At 70.7% G+C, this 22,103-nt stretch carries 13 protein-coding genes; 6 read left to right on the top strand and 7 right to left on the bottom strand.

Annotated features, from left to right (window positions below; translation table 11 throughout):
• Positions 1–7: 7 nt before the first annotated feature.
• Together ABZ234_RS26680 and ABZ234_RS26675 are read right to left on the bottom strand one after the other, a co-directional pair.
• Entirely contained in the window at positions 8–775 is a 768-nt protein-coding gene (locus tag ABZ234_RS26680; RefSeq protein WP_355013860.1) for an enoyl-CoA hydratase/isomerase family protein, read from the bottom strand.
• A gap of 79 nt (positions 776–854) precedes the next feature.
• The gene (locus tag ABZ234_RS26675; protein ID WP_355013859.1) at positions 855–2,699 is read right to left on the bottom strand and encodes a serine hydrolase domain-containing protein; all 1,845 of its coding nucleotides are present in this window, start codon (positions 2,697–2,699) and stop codon (positions 855–857) included.
• Positions 2,700–2,893: 194 nt separating this feature from the next.
• Here ABZ234_RS26675 and ABZ234_RS26670 point away from each other — a divergent pair, with 194 nt between their 5' ends.
• The 5 genes from ABZ234_RS26670 (at position 2,894) to ABZ234_RS26650 (ending at position 8,101) form a co-directional block, all read left to right on the top strand.
• The gene (locus ABZ234_RS26670; RefSeq protein WP_355013858.1) at positions 2,894–4,678 is read left to right on the top strand and encodes a histidine kinase; all 1,785 of its coding nucleotides are present in this window, start codon (positions 2,894–2,896) and stop codon (positions 4,676–4,678) included.
• On the top strand, positions 4,675–5,331 hold the full coding sequence (locus ABZ234_RS26665; protein WP_355013857.1) for a response regulator transcription factor: 657 nt from the start codon (positions 4,675–4,677) through the stop codon (positions 5,329–5,331). Before ABZ234_RS26670 ends, ABZ234_RS26665 begins: the two co-directional genes overlap by 4 nt.
• Positions 5,332–5,547: 216 nt before the next feature.
• On the top strand, positions 5,548–6,000 hold the full coding sequence (locus tag ABZ234_RS26660; RefSeq protein ID WP_267949521.1) for a MarR family transcriptional regulator: 453 nt from the start codon (positions 5,548–5,550) through the stop codon (positions 5,998–6,000).
• 172 nt (positions 6,001–6,172) lie between these two features.
• A complete protein-coding gene (locus ABZ234_RS26655) occupies positions 6,173–7,447 on the top strand; it encodes an MFS transporter (RefSeq protein ID WP_355013856.1) in 1,275 nt (424 codons plus the stop codon).
• A 195-nt stretch (positions 7,448–7,642) separates the two neighbouring features.
• Positions 7,643–8,101, top strand: coding sequence for a hypothetical protein (locus ABZ234_RS26650; protein ID WP_267949519.1), 459 nt, complete (start codon positions 7,643–7,645; stop codon positions 8,099–8,101).
• Between the two features lie 107 nt (positions 8,102–8,208).
• Here ABZ234_RS26650 and ABZ234_RS26645 read toward each other — a convergent pair whose 3' ends face one another.
• Together ABZ234_RS26645 and ABZ234_RS26640 are read right to left on the bottom strand one after the other, a co-directional pair.
• Complete coding sequence (locus ABZ234_RS26645) at positions 8,209–8,544, bottom strand: hypothetical protein (protein ID WP_267949518.1); 336 nt, start codon at positions 8,542–8,544, stop codon at positions 8,209–8,211.
• Between the two features lie 175 nt (positions 8,545–8,719).
• Positions 8,720–10,423 carry an HD domain-containing protein gene (locus tag ABZ234_RS26640; RefSeq protein ID WP_355013855.1) on the bottom strand — a complete coding sequence of 568 codons (1,704 nt, stop codon included), beginning with the start codon at positions 10,421–10,423 and terminating at the stop codon, positions 8,720–8,722.
• 318 nt (positions 10,424–10,741) lie between these two features.
• On the opposite strand from ABZ234_RS26640, the gene ABZ234_RS26635 reads away from it, so the two are divergent.
• Positions 10,742–10,990: a PLDc N-terminal domain-containing protein gene (locus ABZ234_RS26635; RefSeq protein WP_267949516.1), complete on the top strand. Its 249-nt coding sequence runs from the start codon at positions 10,742–10,744 to the stop codon at positions 10,988–10,990.
• Between the two features lie 305 nt (positions 10,991–11,295).
• Here ABZ234_RS26635 and ABZ234_RS26630 read toward each other — a convergent pair whose 3' ends face one another.
• The 3 genes from ABZ234_RS26630 to ABZ234_RS26620 all read right to left on the bottom strand — a co-directional run bounded on the left by ABZ234_RS26630 (position 11,296) and on the right by ABZ234_RS26620 (position 21,901).
• Positions 11,296–11,679, bottom strand: coding sequence for a hypothetical protein (locus tag ABZ234_RS26630; protein ID WP_355013854.1), 384 nt, complete (start codon positions 11,677–11,679; stop codon positions 11,296–11,298).
• A gap of 146 nt (positions 11,680–11,825) precedes the next feature.
• A complete protein-coding gene (locus ABZ234_RS26625) occupies positions 11,826–18,341 on the bottom strand; it encodes an RHS repeat-associated core domain-containing protein (RefSeq protein ID WP_355013853.1) in 6,516 nt (2,171 codons plus the stop codon).
• 62 nt (positions 18,342–18,403) lie between these two features.
• On the bottom strand, positions 18,404–21,901 hold the full coding sequence (locus tag ABZ234_RS26620; RefSeq protein WP_355013852.1) for a LamG-like jellyroll fold domain-containing protein: 3,498 nt from the start codon (positions 21,899–21,901) through the stop codon (positions 18,404–18,406).
• Positions 21,902–22,103 lie beyond the last annotated feature (202 nt).

Below are 22,103 nucleotides of genomic sequence, written 5' to 3'. Positions count from 1 at the left end.
CGCGGCGCTAACGCCCCGTGAACACGGGTGCGGTCCGCGCCAGCGAGGCCGCGATGCCGGCCTCGCTGTCCCCCGTCGCGAGCAGTCGCGTCTGCTCGGTGATCTCGCGCTCCATGGCCGCGTGGACCTCGTCCGTGTACCCCGCGCGCAGGGTCTCCCGCATCGACCGCACGGCCAGCGGCGCCCCGGCGGCGATCTCGTGCGCGAAGGCCACGGCGGCCCCGCGCACCGCGCCGTCCTCGACCAGCCGGTCGGCGAGGCCGAGGGCGAGGGCCCTCTCGCCGCCGACCCGCCGGGCGGTGTACAGCATCTCGGCGGCGCCCTGCGCGCCGATGATCCGGGGCAGGGAGGCGCTGAGGCCGAAGCCCTGGTGGATGCCGAGCGCCCCGAAGTTGGCGTGGAACCTGGTCGAGGGCGCGGCGACGCGGAAGTCGGCGGCGCACGCCACGCCGAGGCCGCCCCCGACGGCCGCGCCCTGCACCGCCGCGACCACGGGCACGGCGAGGGAGAAGAGCCGCAGCCCCTCCGCGTAGACGGCCTTCAGGGTGGAGGCCGGGTCGGGCCCGACCCCCTCGCCGCCGAAGTCCACCCCGGCGCAGAAGTGCCGGCCCTCGGAGCACAGGACGATGGCGCGGCACCCGCGCGCGCCCTCCAGTTCGGCGGCGGCGTCCGCGAGGTCGCGCAGGAGCGCCAGGTCGAAGTGGTTGTTGGGCGGGCGCCGGAACTCCAGGACGCCGACGTGGCCGTCCACGCTCACGGACAGGTCGTCACTCACGGGTGCCCTCCCGGGTCTGTCGGTGCGGGGCCCGTCCGGCCCCGTCGACCGCCCGGCTCACCCCGCGTACGCGGTAGTTCTACCACCCGGTCCCTGCGGCGCCGTCGGCCGGGCCGGACGGGGCCGGGGCGTCGGCGGCGCCGACCGCTCCCGCGGGCCGCCGGGCGGCGCGGAGGAGCTGCACGGTCCGGGCGGCGAGGACCGCCAGGCACACCAGGGCGGTGGCGGCGACGAAGGCCAGTTCGGCCGGGATCCCGTAGAACCGCTGGAGCCAGGTGCCCTCCCGCCCGCCCATCACCCAGGTGAGGAGCGGGTTGACCAGGGGGAACAGGAGGGGAGGCAGGGCGTAGGGCAGCAGCCGCAGCGCGGTCCGCCACCGGGGCAGGCCCGCCCGCCTCCCGGCCCAGGCCCCGGATCGCCGCACCCCGAGCACGCCCAGCCCCGCCACGGTCAGCGTGGCAGCCCCGAAGGCGGCGTCGACCTTCCACAGGGACGAGCCCGCCCCCGCAGGCGTCCTGCCCTCGGTGAGGTCGAGGACCCCCTCGACCAGGCCCCACGTGTCGTTCTCGGTGAGGGTGATCCCGCTGTTGAACAGCGCCACGACGCCGTATCCGGTTCCGGGGACGAGCACCTGGTAGGAGCTGTACGTGGACACCACCCCGCCGTGCCAGACCTGTGTGCCGGAGGCGCCGTCGGCCGGTCCGCGCCGCATCCATCCGAGGCCGTACCGGCCTCCGGGCGCGGACGGGGTGTGCGTCAGCTCCACCGCTGCGGCGGAGAGCAGCCGTTCGCCGCCGGGCGCCCTCCCGCCGTCGGCCTGGAGGATCAGCCACCTCGCCATGTCCTCCGCGGTCGAGACGACGTCCCCGGAACCGGTCCCGAAAGAGGGCGGTTCGGCGACGGGGACGTTGACGCCGAAGGCGCGGATGTGCCCCGGCGCGGGTTCGGGGCGCGCGCCGCCGGACGCCCCCGGGCCGGGGGCGTCCGGGGTGTCGGGGCCGGAGGACCGGGTGTCGGCCATGCCCGCCGGGGCGAACACGTGCCGTTCCAGGTACTCGGCGAAGGGCTCCCCGGCCACGACCTCCACCAGGCGGGCCGCCACCTGGTAGTTGGGGTTGTGGTACTGCCACCGCTCCCCCGGCGCCGACGTGAGCTCGGCGTCGCGCAGGCGGGCCACCGCCTCGGTGAGGGTGGCGGGCTGCGGGGATCCGGCGACGTCGGGGTGGCCCCGGTCGGACATGCCCGAGCTCTGGTCGAGGAGCTGGCGGACGGTGATCAGGTCGCTGCGCGGGTCGGCGGTGGTGAACTCGGGCAGGTGGTCGCGGACCGGGTCGTCCAGTCCGACGGCGCCGTCCTCCACCAGCTGCATGACGGCGAGGGCGGTCATCGACTTGCTGAGGGAGGCGATGCGCATGGGCGAGTCCGCGCGCAGGGGCTCGCCGTTCCCGTCGTGCCCGTAGCCGCCCGTGTACACGACCCGGTCCCCGCGCGTGACCGCGACGGTCGCGCCCGGCAGGCCGACGCGTTCGAGGTGGGCGGCGATGAAGGCGTCCAGCTCCGCCGCGTCCACGCCGCCGGTCTCGTCATCGCCGGGGCCGGTGTCCCGGTCGTCGGCCTCCGCGGCCGGGTCCGGCCCGCCGGTCGGGTCCTCCGGGCCGCCGTCCGCGGTCCCGCCCGGAGCGGACCCGACTCCCAGGAACGGGGCCTGCGCCGCGACCGCCCCCTCGGGGGCGCCGTCCACCGGAGCAGCGGCCGCAGGCCCGCCCAGGGCGAGGGCGGCGGCGGTGGCCAGGGCGAGGACCGCTCCCGCGCGGGACGTCCGCCTTGGGCCGGGTCCCCGGTCGTGCGGTCCCGCCGGTGCGGCCGGTGCGGCCGGGTCGCGGCCTCCCGCGTCCTGGTTCGCGGTGTCGCCGGTGTCCTTCATCGTGCTCTCCCGAGGCCGTGGTGCGCCCGCCTGTCGCGGACCAGTGGGACGTTAGGCCCCGTGCGGCCCCGCGCACCTCACCCGAACGTGTCCGAACGCAGGGGCGGCCCCGCCACCGACGTGGCGTCGGCCTCCCCGGAACCGGCACTTTCGGGTGAGGCCGTGCCCGCCGGCCGTTCTGTAGCCTGACCGCTGTGCGAAAGACGGCGGGACCCAGGACGCAGGACCCTGGTCACGGGGGCTGTGCGGGCGGTGGCGCGAAGGGTCGCGCGGCCCGGGGAGCCCTCCTGTCCGCCGTCGTCCTGGCCTCGGGTCTGAGCTGCCTCGTGCCGCTCACCGCCGCCACGGCCCTGGCCGGGAGCGGCGTCGCCCTGGCCGCGCCGGCGCTGGCGGCGGGCTGGAACCTGCGGGGGCGGGTGTCCGCCGGGGGCGTGGCGGCCGCGTTCCTGGTCCAGCCGGCCGCCGTCCTCGCCCTGGGGCAGGACGCGACCTCCGCCCTGGCCAGGGGCGTGCTCGCGGTCGTGTGCGTGGTACTGCCGTGGCTGGTGGGCCGGTACCTGCGGGTGCGCTCGGACTCCGCCGGGCTCGGCTGGCGGCGCGCCGAACTCCTCGAACGGGAGCGGTCGGTGGCGGCCGAGCGCGAACGCGTCCGGGAGCGCGAGCGGATCGCGGCGCGGATGCACGACTCCCTGGGCCACGAACTCAGCCTGATCGCCGTGCGCGCCGGAGCCCTGGAGGTCGCGCCCGGGCTGGGCGCGGAGGACTACCGGCGCGGGGTGGCCGAACTCGGCGCGGGGGCGATCGGCGCGGTCGAGCGCCTGCAGGAGATCATCGGGCTCCTCCAGTCCGGGGACGCGGAGCCTGCCGAGCCCGGGACCGGCGACGGCGACCTGGCCGGTCTCGTCGGGCACGCCCGGAACGCCTCCCTGGAGGTCGGCCTGGCCGGTGGGCGGCTGTGGGAGGGGATGCCCGCCGAGGTGCGCGCCCTGGTGTACGCCGTGGTGCGGGAGGGGCTGACCAACAGCGCCAAGCACGCGCCGGGCGCACCGGTGGCCGTGCGGGTGGACCGGCTCGGGCCGCGGGCGTCCGGCGCCGACGCCCCCGGGGCCGCCGTCCTCACGTCCTCCGGCCCGGCGACCGGTGACGGTGTCGGGGGCCGGCCGACACAGGCGCCCCACGGGTCCGCCGGCGCCGCCACCGCCCCGGGGGCCGCAGTCTCCTCCACCGGCGGGTCGGGCGCCACGGCCCCCACCGGCTCACCGGCCCTATCCGACGAACCGGACCCGGGCCCGGGTCCCTCGGAGGGCTACACGGTCTCCGTGGTCAACGGCCCCGCGACCGAGGCCCCCGTCCTGGCCTCCGGCGGGTCCGGCCTCGCCGCGCTGCGCGCACGGGTGCGCGCCGCCGGCGGAACCCTCGACTCCGAGCCGACCCGGACCGGCGGGCCGGCGTCCCCGACGGGCGCCGGTTTCACGCTCACCGCGCGCCTCCCGGCCCAGCTCGCATCCTCCGGCCCGGACCTCCACGCCCCCGGCTCTGCCCCGGTGCCGCTCCCCTCCGCCCCCGAGTCCGCGCGGCAGCGGGAGCGGAGCCGGAGCCGCACCGGGAGGGCGCTGGCGGCGGCCGTCGCGGTCCCCGCCGCCCTGGTGGCGGCCCTGGTCGTCGTGTGGGCCGGGTACTACGCCCTGGCCTCCTCCCGCGCGGTCCTGGACCCGGCCGACTTCGCGTCGCTGCGGGTCGGGGACCCGCGGTCCGCGGTCGCGCCGGTGCTCCCGCCGTCCACCATGCTCGACCCGCCGGACGCGGGACCGGTGCCGAGCGGATGGACCTGCGAGCACTACCGGTCCCGGACGGCCCTGCCGGGCTCCGGGGCGGACGCCTACCGGCTGTGCTTCGTGCAGGGACGCCTCGTCGACAAGGACGCGGTCCCGACGGGCTCCGGAGGCGGCACCGAGGACCAGGGGGGCGGTGGCCGGTGATCCGCGTCCTGCTGGCCGACGACGAACCCCTCATCCGCGCGGGGATCGCCGCCATCCTCTCCTCCGACCCCGGCATCACCGTCGTCGCGCAGGCCCGCGACGGGAACGAGGCCGTGGCGCTCGCCCGCCGCGAACGCCCCGACGTGGCGCTGCTGGACATCCAGATGCCCGGCGCGGACGGCTTCACCGCCGTGGAGGCGATCCGCCGCGCCTGCCCTTCGACCGCGATCGCCATGCTGACGACATTCGGCCAGGACGACTACGTGGCCAGGGCGCTGGACGGCGGGGCCAACGGCTTCCTGCTCAAGGCGGCCCCTCCGCGCGAACTGATCACGGGGGTGCGGACCGTCGCCGAGGGCGGCGCGTTCCTGTCGCCGAAGGTCACCGGCCGGGTCGTCGCGGGTTTCCGCAGCCGGAGGGGGTTCCGCGCGGAGGCGGCCGAGGAGCGACTGGGCGCCCTCACCCCGCGTGAGCGGCAGGTCCTGGCGCTGGTGGGGGCGGGGATGTCCAACGCGGAGGTGGGCCGCGCCCTGCACCTGGCGGAGGACACCGTGAAGACCCACGTCAGCGCGGTCCTCACCCGGCTCGGGGTGCGCAACCGGGTCCAGGCGGCCCTCATCGCCCACGACGCGGGGCTCACCGCCGATGGCTGACCCCGCGCCCCTTCCCCGGAGGCCGCTGCCGGGACCGCGGCCGGTTCCGGACAGCGCGGGGCCCGGCCGCCGTGGGCCGGACATCGGTCCCGGTCGGCCCGCGGGTCCCGCCACGTGCGCGAACGCGGCCACGGAGCCGCCGGCCGCACCGACGCGCGCCCGGCGCCGCCCTCCCGCCGTGGCGGGGGCCGGGGCCGCGGCGGCTAGCCTGGCCGCGTGAGGAACAACGAGGGCCACGAGGACGACGAGGTCGCCGAGCTGCTGGTCCGCCTGATCAACATCAGCAACCGCCTCGCCCGCTACGCCGCCCACGCGACCGGGGAGCGCACCTCGCCCGCGACCTGGCGTGCGCTGAGTGTCCTGCGGGAGAAGGGCCCGCTGCGGCTGGGCGTGCTGGCAGACCACTGCCGGGTCCGCCAGCCCACCATGACGGTGATCGTCGAGTCCCTGCTCTCCTCCGGGTACGTCGAGCGCCGCCCCGACCCCGACGACGGGCGCGCCAACCTCCACGAGCTGACCGCCGAGGGGGAGGCGGCGCTGGACGACTGGAGGTCCCGGATCGGCTCGGCGCTGACCCCGCTGTTCACCGACCTGTCCGAGCACGAGCGGACCCTGCTGGCGGACTCGGTGCGGCTCCTGGACGGCCGGCTGCGGCGCGGCGAGGCCTGAGCGGGGCGCTTTTCCCCTGGTCCGCGCCCCTCTTCCAGCCCTCCTCCGAACCCTCCCGGTACGAGCGGGAATCTCCGAGGATTAACATAGGTTACCTATATGAATCCTCGCGAGGACCCCGACCGCACCGGCCGCCGTCCTCCCCACCGACGACCGACAGGAGTTCCGAAGCATGGTGGCGGAGACAGACAACGAGCGCACCACCCCGCACGGGGCGGGTGACGCGCCTCCCCGGACGGAGGGCTCGATCCTCCGGCAGCCGCGCGCGGTGTGGGCGGTGGCGTTCGCCTCCGTGATCGCGTTCATGGGCATCGGGCTGGTCGACCCGATCCTTCCCGCGATCTCCCGCAGCCTGGAGGCCACCCAGACCCAGACCTCGCTGCTGTTCACGAGCTACCTGCTCGTCACTGGCCTGGCCATGCTCGTGACCAGCTGGGTGTCGAGCCGGATCGGGGCCAAGCGCACCCTCCTGCTCGGACTGGCCCTGATCGTGGTCTTCGCGGCCGCCGCGGGGGCCGCGGGCGACGTCGGGTCCGTGATCGGCTTCCGCGCGGGATGGGGGCTCGGGAACGCCTTCTTCATCTCCACCGCCCTGGCCACCATCGTCGGCGCGGCCAGCGGCGGCTCCTCCTCCGCGATCGTCCTCTACGAGGCGTCCCTGGGCCTGGGCATCGCCACCGGACCGCTCATGGGCGGACTGCTCGGCAGCGTCAGCTGGCGCGGGCCGTTCTTCGGCACCGCCGTGCTCATGGCGATCGGGTTCGTCACGATCGCCACCCTGCTGCGGAGCGACACCATCGCCAGGACGGCGCCGGTCCCGCTGTCGGCGCCGTTCACGGCGCTGCGCGAGCCCGCCATCCTGGTGCTGGCGTTCACCGCGCTGTTCTACAACATCGGCTTCTTCGCGCTGCTGGCGTACACGCCCTTCCCGCTGGGCCTGGACGAGATGGGGCTCGGGTTCACCTTCTTCGGCTGGGGGCTGGCCGTCGCCGTCACCTCGGTGTTCGTCGCCCCCGTCCTGACCCGGCGGTGGCGCCGCACGGGCGTCCTGTGGGCCACCCTGCTCCTGCTGGCAGCCGACCTGGTCGCCGCGGGCGCCCTCATCTCCTCCACGGCGGGCCTGATCACCTGCGTCGTACTCGGCGGGCTGCTGCTGGGCGTGCTCAACACGGTGCTGACGGAGTCGGTGATGGAGGCCAGCGACCTGCCCCGGCCGGTGGCGTCGTCGTCCTACTCGGCGATCCGCTTCCTCGGCGGGGCGGCCGCGCCCCCCGCGGCCTCGGCACTGGCCGCGGCCCTGTCCCCGGGCGCCCCGATGTACGCGGCGGCGGGCTCGGTCGTTGTGGCCGCGCTGATCGTCCTCCTCGGACGCCGGGTGCTGCGCAGGGTCGACGACGGCCCCGAGCCCGCCGAGGTCGAGGCACAGGCCATCGCCCTGGGCCAGTGACGGCCGGGCGCCGCGCCTGCGCCGTGCGTCCGGCCCCACCCGAGGGGGAGCCACCGCGCTCCGGGCGCGGCGGGGAGAGGCGGTCCGGGCCGTCGCGCCGGGGCCGCGAGGGCGGCCCCGAGGCCGCTTCTCGACGTACACGGACGAGACCTGGCGCGGATGCCCCGAGGGAGCGTCTTCCCTAACGTCGGTGGCATGACCGAACAGAAGCGCTCCACCCTCGGCCTGCCCCTCATCGCCCTGATCGGGCTCGCCCTGCTCGCGGCGCCGCGCGTGGTGCTGCACGACCTCGGCCTCATCCAGGAGGGGACGTTCGTCAACGCGTTGTTCGTGTTCGTCCCGCTGGTCGTGTGGATCGCCGCGGCCGTGCTGGCCCGGGTGCCGAACCCGTTCCTGACCCTGCTCGTCGTGGGCGCGTTCTACGGGGTGTTCCTCGCGCTCGGACACCAGCTGCTGTGGAACGTCGCCTGGGAGGGCGACCCGCCGGCCCTCGGCGGCAACCTCGCCGACCTGCCGCCCCTGGCGCACGCGGTCGTCATCCGCGGCTTCGCGGTGGTCGGCAGCCTGGTGACCGGGGTGGTCGTCGGAGCGGTCACGGGGCTGGTCGCCTGGGGCCTGGCCAAGCTCCTCCGGCTCCGCGCCGCCGGGAGCTGAACCGCGGCGCCGGGCGGGGCCACCCGGCCCGCGACAGCGGCACGCCCGCCCGGAAGGCTCCGGGCGGGCGCGTCAACGGTGCGTGCGCGGAACGGCGGCGGAACACCTCACTGCGGGGCGTTCTCCGGAACGCGCCGGGCGGGCAGGGCCTCGGCCACCGGTTCCGCCTCGGGGGGCTCCCACCCCGTGAAGTGCCAGACCCACCGCGCGGTCCCGTCCAACGGCCGGTACCGGGCCACCGGCGGGTCGGGGCGCACGTCGCCCGGAACCACCAGGTCCGCGCCCAGGTCCTCCCACGGCACGCCGAGAATCTCGTCGCGGGTGAAGACGTCCTCCATCACCAGGCCGGACCAGGCACGCGGCCCGCCGACCAGGCACACCTGGATGGGATCGTCACCATCCTCGTACCCCCTGCCCTGACCTTCGTCCTGCTTGCTCTCCATGGGTACATCCTCCGACGCGCGGGCGCGTCACGGGGGACGCGGGAGTCCGGCGTGTCGCACGTCCGCGGGGCCGGGGCGGGCTCCCTGCGACGGTTCAGCGCCGGTCAGGGGGACGAGCGGACGTCGGCCTCCCCGCCGGGCGGTCCGCCGTGCGCGGAGCCGGGCCGCATCCCCCTCAGGACAGCTGGTCGGAGACGTCCTCGGGGGCGCGGTGCCCCTCCCCCAGGGCCACGTACAGGTCCTCCATGTCGGGATGGCCCATGCGCCGGGCCACCCCGATCAGCTTTCCGGCGGCCTCAGCCTCGACCAGCCGGTCCTGCCCCAGCAGTTCGGCGAGCCGCCACCTCCCGTCCTCGGAGGCGCGCTCGCGGGCGCGGACACGGTGCCAGGCGGTGATGCCCACCCGCGCCTCGCCCGTCCTGACCGAGTCCAGCCATCCCCGGTCCGGGGCGGGTTCGTCTGTGGTGACGATCCGCACCGTGTCGCCCTCGCGGACCCTCGCGGCAGGCCCGGCCAGGCGGCCGTCGATCGTGGCCGCGGAGAAGTGGTTGCCGGTCTCCTCCCCCAGGGCATAGGCCACGTCCACGGGGGTCGCCCCCTCCGGGAGGGTGAGTACCCTGCCCTCTCCGGTCAGCACCGTGATCGTGTCGGCCAGGTCGGTGCGCGCCCCCGTGAGGAGGTCCTCGGCGCTGGCCTGCTCCTGCCAGCCGAGCAGCCGCGTCAGCCACTCGGGGTCGGCCCTGGTCCGCCCCTCCTGGAGGAGGCGGCCGTCCTTCGAGGTCTCCTGGCGGATCTGCGCGATGATCCCGAACTCCGACACCTCGCGGGCATGGGGGTCGCAGATGATGATCTGGACCTGGCGGCCCGACTCGGTGACGACAGTGGTGTGCAGGGCCTTGTACAGGTTGTACTTGGGGGTCGCGATGAAGTCGCGGAACCTCCTCGGCACCGGGCGCCATCTGCCGTGGACCGCCCCCAGGGCCAGGTAGGCGTTCTGCTCCCCGCCGCGCACCACGACCACGTACCGGACCGTCGCCACCGGGCCGACCTCCGAGCCCGCGCGCAGGCCGGAGGTGAACACGGAGTACAGGTGCCTCTCGCGCACCACGACCTCCGCCTTGACCCGGAACGCGTGCAGCACGTCGCGCAGGCTCACCCGCAGGGAGTCGATCTCGTGCTCGTGGGAGCGGCGCACCTGCTCGGTGCGCTCCCGCACGCGCTCGAAGTCCTCCGTCTCCAGGTACTCGAAACACAGGTCCTCCAGCTCCCGTTTGAGCTGGTACACCCCCAGCCGCTCCGCCAGCGGGATCAGCAGCTCACGGGTGCCCCGGGCGATCTTGGCGCGCTTGTGGGGCGGCTGGAACTGGAGGGTGCGCAGGTTGTGGACCCGGTCCGCGAGCTTGATGAGGAGCACCCGCAGGTCGTCCTTGGCCGCGACGACCATCTTGCGGAACGTCTCCCCCGCCGCCGCGCTGCCGTACATGGACCGGTCGACCTTGGTGACCCCGTCCACCATGATCCCGACCTCGGCGCCGAACTCGGCGGCCAGGTGGGCGAGGCTGAAGGGGGTGTCCTCCACGGTGTCGTGCAGGAGCGCGGCGACCAGGGTGGCGGTGTCCAGCCCCATCTCGGCGAGGATCGTGGCGACCGCGAGCGGGTGGATGATGAACGGTTCGCCGCTCTTGCGCTTCTGCTCGCGGTGCAGGTGGTCGGCGACGGCGTAGGCGCGGCTCAACAGCGCGACGTCCGCCTTGGGGTACCAGCGCAGGTGCTCCTTGACCAGCGGCTGCACCCGGGGCAGCGGGCGCCGGGCGGACATGGCCTCGTTCAGGCCCCGCCACCACTCGGACGACGCGGTCAGATCGGTCGACGCGGCCATGGACAGGACCCCTCACGCTCGGACATCCGACGGGATCACCCGATTCTAAGGTCAGGCCGGCGACTCCACGAGGGGAAGGGGCGAGTCCGACGCCGGGAGACGGGACGCCCGCGCGCGGCCACCGACGAAAGTCGGTGCGCCCACCGACCAAAGCGGCCCCTGTGGTCGTGCCTCTACCGCTTTGGTCGCCGCGGCGGTAGGGCCCGCAGGTGGATGTGGGGAAGGCGACCCCGCACCTAGCGTGGAGAACGTTCCCCGGGGCCGACCGGCCCCGGAGGGACCGACCGACTCGAACCCCCGACCCCGAAAGGGCACCGCATGACGCTGCTGGCACTGGCCGACGCGACCACCATGGAAACCGGGATCACGGCCTTCATCCTCATCATGGCCCTGCTGGTGGGCCTGGCCGTGGTCGTGTTCATCGTCGCCGCGGTGTTCAGCATCCTCGGCTCCCGGGTGGACGGAGCCATGAAGATCGTCTGGCTCATCTTCGTGTGCATCGCCCCCTTCATCGGCGCCCTCCTGTGGTTCCTCATCGGCCGCAACCAGGGCCGCAGGTACAGGTAGCGCGCCGTCCCGGTCTGCGCCGCGGGACCGTCGCTTCCCGGCTTCGGCCAATGTCCTCTCCTCTCAGGGCCATGCCCCATCACGGCGCGGCCGGGTCGTCACGAGCAGATGGAACAGTACACAAAGACGGTGGTCGGAGACGGAGCTCAGAGTGGCGGTCCTGCACCACCATCCACGCCGCTACCGCAACCGGCTTCAATGCCACCCACAAAAACATTCGCGATAATGAAGCTCGCGAGAAAACCCATGGAACCGCAAACGTTACACCCACCACTACGGATCACCCAGGAAATCTTGAGGTCGGTTCAATTTTTTTCGGCATTCTTTAATGCGCGACCATCAAGAAACCACAAAAAAACAGAAATAGGCAGAAGGACACCAGCCAAAACAATTGGCGGGAACGTTTGCCATACACCCACCCCAGCGGCCACCAAAATCGCCCACAAGGAAACGGACAGCAGACAGACAAACCAAATCAATGCCACAGAAACACGCACCACAACAGCGAAAGGCGAGACTCCGAAATCCACCTCACGAGGAAATATAGACAAAAATATAAGAAGAACACCAATCAAGCCGAGCAATGCCAGTGTAGATATTTTCCAGAAATCCGAGATCCACACCGAAGCCAGAACGACACCGAACAGCACCGACAGCAGGGCCGATCCGGCCAAAGACAGCGATCTCACCAAGTACACTTGCCGCGCCTTACTCTACCGTTAAATGCAAAACAGAAATTTTAAGGGGAATTCCACTAGCAAATAACTACAGTGGCCTGCAATTCATGGCAACTTCGGGAAAAATACTCCAGCAACCCCATTCGCCCAGCTCAAGACTACCTGTAATTCATAGTCATGCAATACCCTGCCCCAACAGTAAAACCGGCGAGCGCTCCGGCTCCGGTACCGATCGCAGCCCCAAGGCCGACACCGGCAGGTACCGTCAACACGACGCCCGGCCCAGTGGCGATTCCCGCCGTACCCGCCACAGCACCGACCCCTACGCCTAATGCACCTCCCACGCCACCACCAATACCTACCAATGATCCTGTGACTCCCACACATTCGACAAAGTCAAACCCCCCTGTCGATGTACTCTCCTCTGGTCGTCTCGAGACCTCTCGATCTCCTTCGCCACGCAAAGCAGGCTCAGGCAAATTCTCAGAGTTGTGGCGCTCCTCTTGCTTTCTCCTATTGACCTCCGCAATTTTGCGTTGTTCGGCTTGGCGCCGCGCAGCTTCTCTCCTCTTCTCCGCAGCGGCTCGCGCTGCCCTCTCCCGTGCGGCCCTCACCGCAGCGGCCTTACGTGCCGCCGCTGCCCGCATAGCTGCTGCCTTGCGCGCAGCTGCCGCCGCCTTGGCGGCGCGGATCTTCGCGGCCCTGATCTGCGCGGCGCGGATCTTCGCGGCCCTGATCTGCGCAGCACGGATGGCTGCCTGACGGATCTGGTAGGCCCTGATGGCGGCCATACGCACCTGGTAGGCACGGATAGCGGCCTGGCGAGCACGCTGAGCAGCCCACTGGCGAGCCTTCGTGAAACTCTTGCGCAGGAACAACCCGTCCGGGTCGGTAAAGGATACCGGGTTGTTGTTGGAGTAGGAATACCCGTGCATCTGCTGGGAGTCGGCCGTGTCCACGACCGGGTCCGGTGAGATGAACGACCCCAGCCCCGAGTCGTAGGAGCGGGCGCCCAGACGTGTCAGTCCCGCCTGGTCGTCGACGACCCCGCCGACGAACCCGCGCGAGTTGGGCCAGGCGCCGTTGGCGTTGCCGCGCTCTCCGCCGAAGGCGGTGAACCTGCGCCGCACCCCCTGTCCGGTGAGGGAGTCCACCGCGAGCTGCCCGGTCTGGTGGTGGTCGGAGAAGATCCAGTGGACGCTTCCGTTGTTGGAGCGGCTCGCGATGACCTCGTCGGCGTGTTCGTAGAACCTGGTCGACTGGAAGGCGAGCTCTTCCTTGTCGAAGGTGAGTTCCGTACCCGGGAGGAAGAGGGTCACCTTCTGCCCGTCGTCCCGGATCAGCCTCTCGCCCTCGGCGTCGTAGACGAATTCGGAGGTGTTCTGTCCCTCCTGGACAGCGGCGAGCTGTCCCTCCGCGTCCCATTCCAGGGTCTGGGAACGGGTGGAGGTCTGCCGGGAGACCATGTTCCCGGCTTCGTCGTAGGCGTAGGTGGCGGTGCCGCCGGCTCCGGTGGAGTCGACCTGGGTCACGGCGTGCGGACGGTCCTGCCCTGCTTCCGGCCGCTGGTAGGTGCGCTCGACATCGCTGCCCTCGACGAGCCCGTGCCGAGTGTCGGTGAGGCGGTTGCCGAGGTCGTCGTAGGTGTAGCTGTTCCAGTACGGGGCGGCCCCTCCCAGCGCGTCCGTGGACGGCGGGGTGTCACAGGCCTGGTCGCCGCTGGCAGCGACCGTCCACTCGTCGGTGAGCCGCCGCATCTCGTCGTAGCCGAAGCACTGAACGTCCGGCAGGAGTCCTTCAGCAGTGGGTTCGTCCCTGACGCTGAGCACATTGCCGGCCGCGTCGTAGGAGTAGTGCTGCTGGACGAGGGTCCCGAGGCCGATCTCAGCGTGCACGCTGGCGGTGGCCAGCCGCTGGGTTCCCGCGTCGTAGGTGCGTGTGGACATCGTGTACTTGGCCTGTGATCCGTCGTTGCGGTAGTGCTCCCGCTGTAGGACCTGGCCGCTCCTGGAGTAGGAGGTCTCGTGGACGTAGTCCACCGTCTCCGCGGGGCTCATACCTCTGACCCTGGTCGCCAGACCCCGGTCGTTGTAGGTGTAGCTGACGGTCTCCTCGGGCAGTCCACCGGCGGCGGCGTAGTAGTTCGACCTGACCGTGCCGTCGGAGTTGTAGATGCTCCGGAACTGGTAGGGGCCGCTCAGGTTGCCGTACGCGGGGTCCTCGGGGATGTGGATACGTGTGGAGGTCGCCCGCCCCAGAGGGTCGTAGGCGGCGATCGAGGTGGTGAACTCCAGACCGTCCTGGTACCGGGTGGCCCTGCTCAGCTGCCCCTTGGCGACGGTGTCGAAGGTCCAGGAAGCCAGGAGCGGGCCGTCAGCACCTCCTTCGTGCTGGGCGACCTTGCGGCCCAGTTCGTCGTAGACGTAGACGACGGTCTCATCACGGGCGTCGGTTCGCGCGACCACCTGGTCCGCGGAGTCGTAGACGAATTCGGTCGTGCCGCGGTCGGGTTCGTCGGTACGGGTCTTGCGACCGCGCAGGTCGTAGTGGTTGCGCCAGACGTTGCCTGCCTCGTCGGTCACCGTCTCCACCTCACCGGCGGGGGTGTAGGTGTAGTGGAGCGAGGTGTAATCGGCCTCGGGTGTGTCGCCTTCGTGCTGGCGCACCTCGATTGTCTGGCCGCGGGAGTTCTTGATCGTGGTGGTGGGAATCGCCCCAGGAGCTGGTGTGATCAGCTGGCGGTCCCCCAGGTCCTGGGACGACGTGCGCCAGAGCTCGCGATTCAAGGACATGGTACGGACCTCGACCGGGCGCTCGGCACCGTCATAGGACGTCCGGGTGTACCGGGGTATGACTTCGTCACCACCGGTGGGAAGGAAGATGTCCTCACCGGGAGCGTCGTTGTTGGTGTAGGCGTGCCGCTTCTTGGTCTCCAGACCCCGACTGTCGTAGAAGGTGTCGCTGATCAGGCGCCCGCCGCCCACACCCGGTTCCTGCTGCTGGCGCTCGCGCAGCAGTCCGTCGTAGATCTGGTAGGTGGAGGAGTAGCTCCCGTTCTCGCGCCGGGTTCGGCTCACCACGACCGTGGGGGCGTCGTTGCGCATGTGGTATTCGAACCGCATGGCGGGATCTGCCCCGCTGGCCTTCCTGTGATCAGGGGTCCACACCTGGGTCAGGCGCCCCAGGGGGTCATAGGTCATGTCCGTGCGGTGGTTGTTGGCGTCGACCTCGGCCACCGGCATGCCGCGAGCAGGTTCGAGGTGTTCGGTCTCGGTGTGTCCCAGAGGGTTGGTCGTGGCGACGGTGGTTGCCACTCCCCCCGTGACCGTGGATGTGTAGCTGGTCTCGGTGACGTTCCCCCGCGGGTCGGTCTCGGAGACTGTACGTCCGTAGGAGTCATACTCCCTCTCCTCGACGACCTGGTAGGTGGGGGTGTTGCCCTCGTACTCCATGACGCGCTGGGAGCTGGTGGTCAGGCCGACGGTCGGCGCCTCGCCGAAACCGCCCCCGTCGAAGAGGGAGCGCTCGTCGCTGACGACGTCGTCGGGATAGGACGGAGTCGTCCCGCAGTCGACCGCGACCTTCTCGGTGCGGGCCACGGAGTCCAGGATCCTGAGGCCGGGGTTGTCGGCGTAGGTGTAGCGGGTGCACTCCTCGTCACCGGAGGCGTCGAGGTCGCCGTCGGTGTCGACCTGGCTGATACGGCCCAGCGAGTCGTACTCGGCGCTCTCGCGGGTGCGCATCCATCCGTCGCCGGTGGCGGTGTACTGGGTACTCGTGGCCATGCCGGTCATGCGCGCCTGGAGCGTCCCCCAGGAGTAGGTGCGCTCTCCGGTGACCTGGCTCCAGGGCTGGGAGATGGTCTTCTCCACGACGTCGCCTTCGGGTCCGTCGAGGGTGGTCTCCTCCAGCGTGAACCCGTTGTACTCGTTGAGGTCGCGGTGCCGGCCGCCTTCGGAGTCGCTCACGTCGACGGTCCGTGTCCCGTTGGGCAGGTGGTCTCCGTGCATGCCCCGGAAGAAGCGGTGCTCGGTGGCGGAGCGGGTGGCGTCGTCGGTGCCGGTCACGACACGGACCTGTTCGTATCCGCGCCAGTTGGACCAGGTGCGGTGTTTGTCCCGGGCGAAACCGTCCGCGTCCTGGTAACGCCAGCCGGCATCGCCCAGGTACTCGTAGGTGGTCCGGTTCTCCGGCTGGTCGGTGACCAGGTCGAACTCGCTGACCTGGGTGACCACGTACTTGTGGAACCAGTCGGTGTACTCGCTCTTGCCGTCCGCGGTGGTGTTCACGACGGGGAAGCAGCGGGTGCCGTTGGCGTGCGGGTCCGGGAAGGCCTCGGGGTCGCACTCTCCGCCGCCGTAGCTGACGTCGAGCTGGCCTCCGCTCTCGGTGAGGATCTTGGAGATCCGCCACTTGAGCATGGGGGCAAAGCCGTCGTCCTGGGTGTCGACCCTGTTCTCGTACTGGGTCCCTCCGAACTCCAGTGCGGGAAGGGCCTCACTGCCTCCGACGTGACCGGTGTGGGTGATCGACTCCAGCCACAGGTCCGGGGGTGTGCCGTCGCCGGTCCGGGGGTAGGCGTGCTCCAGCTTCCAGGAGTCGACGTTGGTGTACTCGGTTCCGTTGTGGACCTGGGTGGTGATGGTGTTCAGCTTCTTGCGGGTCCAGAACGTGGGGGACAGCTTGTTGGTGCAGTTCTGTCCTTCCGCGCAGTGCTGGTCGAAGGGCGCGTCGGGCCAGTGGGCGGCGTTGGCGCTGGTGTACTTGGCCTCGGCGCAGTCGAAGCTGCTGGTGGGGATGCACCTCTCACCGACGGCGAAGTTCACGCGGGCCGGGGCGGTGGCGTAGACGTCGTCCGAGCGCAGCCCGTAGTCGATGCGGCGCAGGTACCCCCCGCGGTCGTAGACCGTGGGCGTGTTGGCCTGGGCGTTGCGGCCGTAGCGGTTGCGCTCCTTGGTGTAGTGGTAGGTCATGGCGTTGCCGTGCGCGTCCACCACGTAGTCGAGGTTCCATCGCCAGCCCTGCTGGCACCAGGAGTTCGCGAAGCTAGACGCGTTGCAGGGCTGTCCGGAGTTGCGCCCGAACACGGGGACGGTCCAGGCCGAGTTCGTCTCCGGCTTGCCGCTGGTGTATCCGGGGAGCCGGTTCAGGCCGAAGTAGTACTGGGTGCCGTCGGTCGTGGTGATCTTCCAGTGCTCGCCGTCGTTGTCACCGTTGGTGGCGCCGGTGAGCCGTTCGATCTTCGAGGCGTCGTCGTGGCGCATGCGCCATGTTCCGTCCTCGTCCAGGAACATCTCTCCCGAGCGGCCGTTCAGGGAGAACGTGGCGTTGTGGCGCGACCAGCACAGGTCACCGGTCTTCGCGTTGTCCGGTTGGCTGTCGGCACAGGGCACGTACTTGCGCTCGATGAACCCGGACGCGTAGTTGAAGCCCTCACCGATCCAGGAGGCCTGGTTGTTGGAGGAGGAGACCCGTCCGTCCACGGAGCTGGAGGAATAGCCCAGTTCGATCCCCGGGGTGAGGTCGCCCGCGACCGGCGGTGTGTCGACGGGGTAGTTCCAGGAGAAGTCGCCGGTCTGGAGTCCGACGTCCCAGCTGGACGCGGCCGACAGGTCGGTGGCGCTGTAGTCGCCCCGCGAACCGTTGGCGTCGGCGGCCACGGCCAGGAGCGCGCCCTCACTTCCCAGTGCCGGCACGGTTCCCGTGAGGGTCTGCGCTTCGGCGTCGTTGTCGGTCGTGAACGTGTGGGGGGCGCGTTCCTGACACTCGACGGACTCGTCGATGAGGCAGGGGTCGACCTCGGTCAGGTCCAGGCGTCCGCCGTAATCGCCCCCATAGGCGTGGGCGAAGCCGGAGTAGTCGATCGTCAGGTCGACCGGCCCTGCCTCGTGCGTCTCATCGGTTCGGACCACCCGCAGGAGCAGGCCGTCGATTCCTGCTTCCTCGGCCACGGCGCGATCAAGGACCTCGACCCGCACCGACGTCACAGGGGAGGCGAGGGGCGCTTCGTCAGTGGGTTCGTCGCCTTCGTCGTCCGTGCCGGCTTCCGTGTCCTCGTCTTCCGCGGGAACCTCGGGCAGCTCTTCCTCCGGCGCCACCTCGGGATCGGATCCCTCGGGGTCGGGCTCGACCGCCTCGTCCTGCTCCCCCGTCTCCGGCTCGTACGGGGCGGGCGCCCTGCCGTCGTCGGCCGGAGCGGCCTCCGCGGCGGGGAAGTCCGGCGCGATCTGCTCCTCCCAGTCCCCCAGCTCCTCTTCGGAGACCTGGGCCACTGTGATCAGTCCGTCGACGACCTGGAGGTCCTCCCCCGGGGCCGCGAGAGCGGTCTCCCCTGCCACTTCATCGGGCCAGGCATGGTCCAAGGGCCCGTCGAGGGACGCCTCGGCGATGGCGTCCTCTTCTCCGGCCGCCGCCAGAGCTCCTTCGACATCAGTGCCGGCGACGGATTCCTCGTCGACCACGTCGGGACGGGTGTTGAAGGTGAGCGAGGACGCCGGTGCGGCTTGTAGCAGGCCGCCTACCAGGACCAGCACAGAGGCATAGGTCACCGGTCCCTTGATGAGTCGCACGAAACGGCTGTTGGCCATGGTGCGTGTGCGGGGGACCGCGACCGGTTCCTGGTCGGAGAGGGTCTCTTCGGGCGGGTTCGACGTGGGCGGGGGATTATCAGGCACGGCATGCCTTTCTGACAGCGGCCGGAAGCTCACAGGGCAGAGGAGTTCTTGGGGGTTACCGGTCAGAGGGTGGGCGCTGGGGAGATCCCGTGCAGGACCGCCCTGATCTCGTCTTCGTCGAGTACACCCTGGTAGAGGTGGACATCACTGATGTCTCCCGCCCAGGCGTCGGCGAACTGCCGCTCGAAGCGCCCACCGCCGATGACCACGGGGCCGTCGGCGTGCCAGGCCGCAGGGACCTCGACCGTGCCGTTCCTGGCTCCGTCGACGTAGAGGGTGACTTCGCGCGACGTGTGGTCGTAGGTCGCGGCCAGATGGGTCCATCTCCCGAACTCGGGCGCGTGCGTGGACAGGGCGCGGTGCCATCCGGTGGCTCCGGTCCGGTCCTCGGGGGGCAGCTTCATGACCCAGTTGTTCCAGTCGTAGGTGTACTGGTAAGCGAGCGTGAAGCCGCTGTGGTCGTTGCCGTTCTGCGCCACGGCGGCCGCATTGCGTCCGATCTCGTCCAACCGGACCCAGGTCGCGACGCTGTAGCTGCGGTCGGTGCGGATCGCCGCGGCACGGGTCGCGATGTGTTCCTGGGTCTGCGGGTTCAGACTCACGCCGGGGGCGTAGGTGACGTCGTTGACGGCGTGGTTCCATGCGGTGAGGGGGTCACCGTGCAGGGTTCCGTCCAGGTCGTGGTCGGAGGAGTCCGCGACAGCGGTGCCGTCGGTTTCGTCCAGTCTCCAGCGGCCTTCCAGCGCGATGGGGCGGTTGGCCAGGGTCCACGCCTCGGATCGGGCCTCCGGGTCCTCGACCACCACCTCGTCGGTGACCACGCGGTCCCACACGCGCACATCGTCGATGGCTCCAGGCCAGAAGTCGTAGTAGGTGCCCCGGTACTTGGCTCCGCCGATGACGAACGGGCCCTCGGCGTTCCACGCCGACGACTGGATGTGCGTCCCCTGCTCGACCCCGTCGACGTACAGGGTGAGCGCGCCCGTCTCGGGGTCGTGGGTGCCGAGCAGGTGGGTCCAGACGCCCAGTTCAGCGGGTTCGCTGGAGAGCACCCGTTCGGAGATCGAGGTGTCGTCCCCGTCGTAGGGGGCCTGCTTGAAGACCCACCGGCCCCCCTGGGTGTGCTGGTAGCCGAGGTAGAAGCCGCTCTGCCGGGTCCCGTCCTGGGCGACCGCCGTGTAGGCCCGGCTCGGCTGCTCGGCGTCGAGGCGCACCCACGCGGAGACCGAGAACGCTCCGCTGGTGTCGATCACCGGTTCGTCGGTACGGACGTGTCCCCCGCCCAGTGTGTCCAGACCGGTGTTCTCCAGGCGGAAGGCGCCGTCGATGATGCCGCCCACACGGCCCCGGGTCCAGCCGATGTCGCCGGAGGCGGATGCCTCACGTCCTGTCTCGGCCGAGTCGGCGGCCGTGTCCCCCTGTCCATCGTTCAAGGTGAAGTGCGCCACCGGTCTGCTCGGCGGAGCGACGAGGAAGTAGTAGGCGAGTTCGCACAAGGACGAGTTCCCGTACGCGTCGATCGTGCTGGCGTAGATCATGTTCGCGCCGTTGCGGCGCGGCGTCAGGGAGACGGTCGCGCTCGCACCGGGCTCGGCGAGCTTGATCTCGGTCGCGCAGGAAGGGTCGTTGAGGCTGTAGTGGTACGAAGCCGCTTCCTCGACACCGTTGTTGGCGAACGTGAAATCGCCGGTTCGACCGACACTGCCGTGCATGGCGTCGTCGGCCGGGTAGTCGGTGGAGGTCACCGTCGGGCCGGTGTCGGGTTTGTTGGTGTCGATCTCGATCCAACACCAGGAGGACCAGGAAGGGCTCCACGCCGTCTGGTCGTGCGCCATGGCCCGGTATCCGAGCAACTGGTTCTCCGGCAGGCCGGACACCGTCACACTGCGTTCGGAGCCATTGGGCCAGTAGCCCACGTCGGCATACGACGACTCCGCCTCCCCCAGCGGATCTCCTTCACCGTCGGCCCACCAGGCGAAACGCACCTTCAGCTTCTGTCCGCCCCAGTCCTTGCGGGCGTCGTAGTCGCGGATCGTGGCCCTGAGCGTGAGGGAGGTGTCGTTGACCAGACGCGGCTTGTCCTTGTCGGTGGAGCAGATACCGCCGAGGGAGTCCGACATGCTCGCGGCGCTCACCTGGGACGGGGGGTTGTTGTAGTTGACGACCAGCACCGGCGGCTTGTTCTTGACGTTGAACCTCCGCCAAGCGGTCACCGCGGACTCGTCGCGTTCCTTCAGCCGCAGATAGATGTGGGAGGAGTCGTTGTCGACACCCCACTTGTAGGCGTTGGTGGCGTCGAACTCCACACCGCTGCTGGAGGGGCAGGTAGCCCAGCCGCCCCTGACGTTCTGGGTGTCCTGAAGGGTGCGGGCGGTGGGCTGGTTGTTCCAGGTGGTCTTGCTGTTGAACGCGTCGGTACGGTGCAGTTGGATGTAGGAGTTGCTGTTGCAGTTGTAGGCCCAGTCCACCTCGGTGCGCAGCGTCGCCGAGTTGATGGTCGTGTTGGCCTGGTTGGTGCGGGCCATGACGGTGAACTGGAAGAACGCGCGGCGGATGTAGGTGGCCGTGTCCACGAACCGGCCCACACCGACGCTGTCGATGTTGCGGTTGTAGTAGGTCTGGTTCCGGTAGGCCTGATCGACGTAGGCCCAGTTGGGACGGCTGGCGCTGACCGAGGGGTCGATGTAGACCGGGAACTCGGTGGTCTCGTCGACCAGCATCTCCTGGTCGGGGACCAGTCGGATGGAATCCACCCCGATCGCCGTCTCGACCAGAGCGGTGCGGGCTCCGGTGGTGGGTGCCATGAGGGGGTCTTCACCCGGAGCTTCGTCCTGGCCGGTGGAGTCCCACATGGCCGGCGCCTGGACGGTGAAGACGCTGTGCCCGCCCTCGTCGCCGAGGGCCTCGATGTTGCCGTGCTCGTCAGCGCTCATCGTGACGCCGTCGGCGGCCAGGGCGAGTTCCAGTTCGGCCAGGTCGGGGGAGGTGGCGGCCTCGGGGGTGTGCACGACCAGGACCTGGGTGAAGCCCTCGACTCCTGCGGTCAGCACCAGGTCCACGTCGGGGAGGACGTCGGCGTAGGTGGCCTGGTCCTCGTCCAGGGTGGGAACGGGGAGGTCACCGTTCCAGTCGAGTTCGACGCTGTTGGAGCCGATCCCGATCCTGGCCAACGGAGCGTCGCCGCCGCCGGAGAAGGCGATCTCCATCCCCGCAGCCCTGGGACTGACGAAACCGTCGCCGGTGGCGACCAGGGTGGTGTCCACATCCACCCAGCCGTCCGACGAACGCACCCGCACCGGCACGGCATGGGTCTCGGCGGTCAGCGAACCGTCGGGGTTGGCGAAGTGCTGCGTCTTCTCATCCGTCAAAGACGGGATCTCAACGCGTTCCCCGGTCTCCTGGGCCAGCGCCAGGGCGTTGAACTCCTCGCTCCGGGAGTCCTCACCGACAGGCGCCAGGGGATCGTCTTCGTCCGCTGCGGCGGGTACGGCCGTGAGCAGCGACAGGGCCAGGACTGCGGCAGCGGAAACCGCCGTCGCCCGGGTCAAGGGGGGATGCATGGGGGATGCCTGTCTTTTGTTGTCGAACGGGACACCGAACCGAGCGGAACTCAGTTACAGCCACCTCAAACGAGACAGAAGCTACTGGAGTTCTCATTTATGAACAAGGCCACCAGGAGCTCACTGAGCCACACGAGTCTTCTCGCCGCATCTTCTACGGGGCTGAGCTGGCCACAAACCTTCGTGGCCGGATCCGGCCACC

Source organism: Nocardiopsis sp. NPDC006198 (assembly GCF_040613895.1).
Taxonomy (GTDB): Bacteria; Actinomycetota; Actinomycetes; order Streptosporangiales; family Streptosporangiaceae; genus Nocardiopsis; species Nocardiopsis tropica.
Note: the sequence above shows the minus strand (reverse complement) of the source record. Positions and strands in the feature narration are given on the sequence as shown.